Origin of the sequence: Geminocystis sp. GBBB08 (genome assembly GCF_016743215.1) — a bacterium.
In the GTDB taxonomy this organism is placed as follows: Bacteria; Cyanobacteriota; Cyanobacteriia; order Cyanobacteriales; family Cyanobacteriaceae; genus Geminocystis.
This window is the reverse complement of the sequence record NZ_VRZC01000265.1, coordinates 1-2,874: the sequence shown is the minus strand read 5'-3', so window position 1 is coordinate 2,874 and position 2,874 is coordinate 1. Positions and strand designations below refer to the sequence as shown.

Genomic DNA, 2,874 nt, shown 5'->3' with positions numbered 1-2,874 from the left:
GCTTCAATCAGACGAACAATTAAAACTTAAAAAAAAGTTAATAGAAAACAAAGACGTTTCTTCTAAAACAAGAAATAATTTAATTATAATGACGGATGTAGTTCAAGAAATTGAAACTGATTTAAACATTGCTATTATTATCCCCGTGCGTGACTCACTAATTCATAATTCATCAAGTTTTGAATTGAAAGATAAATTGAAAGAAAAAATCATCCCATCATTAGCTGAAGATATAGCGAGGAATTATGATTCTGTTAGTCGAATTATGACGAAATTTGAACAAAAAGAAGATTTTTTGTATCGTCAGATTAAAGCAAATGATGAAAAAGGAAAAGCCGAGTTAAAAAGAGAAGAACAACATTTTAGACTTCTTTATTTAACTATTCGTCAAGGTATAACAGCACGAGCTAATTTTAAATTTCAAGCAAAAGCTAAATCTTTTCTTGATGTACTAGAATCTCTTAAAGATGAATTGTTATCGAAATTAATTAATTCTCTAATTGAACAAGAATTATTATCAGATAACTTACAACAAGCAATTCTTAGTGATACTAAGAAAAAACTATCACAAAATCCCCCTGAGTTACCTTCCGATTTGTTTAAATTTGCGGATGCTATTAAATCTGAAAAAACCAAAAAAAAAGAAGTAATTGGCACTGAAACGAAAGATGTTCAGGTAAAAAAAACAAGACCTGTTCAAGATCTAGAAACATATACCGTTAGTTCTTGCTTTCAACAAACCAAAACTCGTCCAGTTACTAGAACGGAAACATATACTACTACGGAAAAACAAACATCTAATGTTTATGGAGACGCAGAATATGAAGAATTATACTTACCCACTCCTCAATTAATGGCAAAACAATGGGAGCAAGGTATAGCCCAAGAAAAAGAAAAACTCTGGCAAATATTAAAAGATTGGATTGAAGAACAATTAGATATTGTGAATCAGATTTTTGCGGAGTCAGTAAAAGAAATTATTGATTTTTGTGAGCGTATTTTAGATGAACAACTACAAATAATTGAATCAGAATTAGAAATTTCAATGCAATTTTGGCAGGAGGTACAAACAAAAGAAAATGAGATAAAACAAATTAACGAGGATTTCCGAAAAGATTTAGGGTTGATGACTACCCTAAAAGATATGTCACAATAAAATAAACTATTGATTAACTAGAGATTAAGCCATGAATCAATTAAATATTTCCGTTACTGAAGATTTACAGGATTTTATCAATGAACAAATCCAAACAAAAGGTTATAGTAACTTAAGCGAATATGTTAATTATTTAATTCAAAAAGATAGGGAAAAACAAGCCGAAAAGCATTTAGAAGAATTACTTTTAGAAGGATTAGAAAGTCCTGAATTTATTGAAGTAAATGATCAATGGTGGGAGGAAAAAAGACTCAAATTAATGAATCAAATTAAGGGTAAAAACTTATGAGTTTATTAATTAGAGTATCCACTAAAGCAAGTCAAGATTTAGAGGATTTATTTAACTATCTAGCAAGAGAAAATGAAAGTATTGCTTTCAAATTTTTTGACTCCTCCAGAGAAACTATTGCTTTACTTGCTAAAATGCCAAATCTTGGTAAATCTTGTCAAATTGCTAATCCTAAATTAAAAGGTTTACGGCAATATAGATTTAAAGGTTTTAACAAATTTTTAGTTTTTTATTTCGTCTCTGATAATTTACTAATTATTGTCAGAGTTCTTCAAGGAAATCGTGATATTGAAACTATTTTAAATAAAGAATAAAATTTTAAATTATATCAAAAACATTTAGAAACAAAAAATATGAAGATAAATATATTAGATTGGTTTTGCTATTGGTTTCCTTTTTTCAGACACAAAAAAGATGATACTGATAATCAAACAGAATATAAAAATGATAGAGAATATGATATTCCTATACAAATTGATAATGATAAATCAGAAAATAAAGTTGTCGATATTAACATTTCTGAGAAAAATTGTTTAATTTTAGTTATTCGAGCCTCAAATATATCTTTAATTAAGAATATTAAAAATAAAGGAAAAATTGAGCAGAGTGATTGTGAAAATCTTTATCAATCTACCATTTATTTAAACTATGAAAATGAAGATCAATTTTTAGAGAAATGGCAAAAACTAACAAATGAAAAGAAGTTTTATATTTCTAATGAACAAGAATATTCTGAAGGGGATATTTTTTTAATAAAAGTTAAGCTAAACAATACAGAAAATAGATTTAATCCGAATCTTGATCAAATAGAAAGATATGATGCTTTTATGAATTTAGCAAATTTAGCGATCGATGTAGAAGTTTCAGAAAGATTAGATATGGAAGCCTATGAAAAATTTAATGTTTATAATCGATAAATAAAATAAAAATTATGCTTATTTCCACTGACTTATTAGTAAATAATCCTAGTATTATTCAAGGATTAATTGATGGTAGCTTAGTTCGTTATGGTAGCGTTATTCGCTATGCTTCTGGTTTTCCTAACGGTGGGCAAATTGTTAAACATTTAGCCGAAGCCCCTAATTTAACTAATTCCTTACTCAGTATCGCTTCTAATCCTGTCATGGGTACTGTTAACGCTGGAGTTAATACCCTTGGGCATACCGTCACCGTCAATCAGTTAATGGGATTAAATACAAAAGTAACCGCCATGCAACAAACCCTATCTCAAGTCATGGGGTTAAGTCAAATTGCGGCGGGGGCAAGTGTGTTAACTTTAGGGGTAAGTGTGGCAGGTTTTGCTTATAGAACCCATTTGGTATCTATTACAATAATAGAAGAAAATGGGAAGAACTTTTATCATGGTTTACTCTAGTAGTCTCACAGATGAAGAATGGGATTTAATTAAGACGCTTTTGCCACAAAAAAA

General features: G+C 28.9%; 4 protein-coding genes and 1 pseudogene. All 5 read left to right on the top strand.

All coding sequences use genetic code 11. From position 1 onward, the window contains the following. Positions 1-1,156, top strand: a pseudogene (locus FWJ34_RS19000) (hypothetical protein); the annotation flags it as partial. Between the two features lie 31 nt (positions 1,157-1,187). Further along, positions 1,188-1,445 carry a type II toxin-antitoxin system ParD family antitoxin gene (locus tag FWJ34_RS18995; protein WP_308256895.1) on the top strand — a complete coding sequence of 86 codons (258 nt, stop codon included), beginning with the start codon at positions 1,188-1,190 and terminating at the stop codon, positions 1,443-1,445. Next, the gene (locus FWJ34_RS18990; protein ID WP_308256894.1) at positions 1,442-1,759 is read left to right on the top strand and encodes a type II toxin-antitoxin system RelE/ParE family toxin; all 318 of its coding nucleotides are present in this window, start codon (positions 1,442-1,444) and stop codon (positions 1,757-1,759) included. The genes FWJ34_RS18995 and FWJ34_RS18990 overlap by 4 nt, the downstream gene beginning before the upstream one ends. A gap of 39 nt (positions 1,760-1,798) precedes the next feature. After that, a complete protein-coding gene (locus FWJ34_RS18985) occupies positions 1,799-2,362 on the top strand; it encodes a hypothetical protein (RefSeq protein WP_308256893.1) in 564 nt (187 codons plus the stop codon). 14 nt (positions 2,363-2,376) lie between these two features. Further along, on the top strand, positions 2,377-2,820 hold the full coding sequence (locus tag FWJ34_RS18980; RefSeq protein ID WP_308256892.1) for a hypothetical protein: 444 nt from the start codon (positions 2,377-2,379) through the stop codon (positions 2,818-2,820). Positions 2,821-2,874 lie beyond the last annotated feature (54 nt).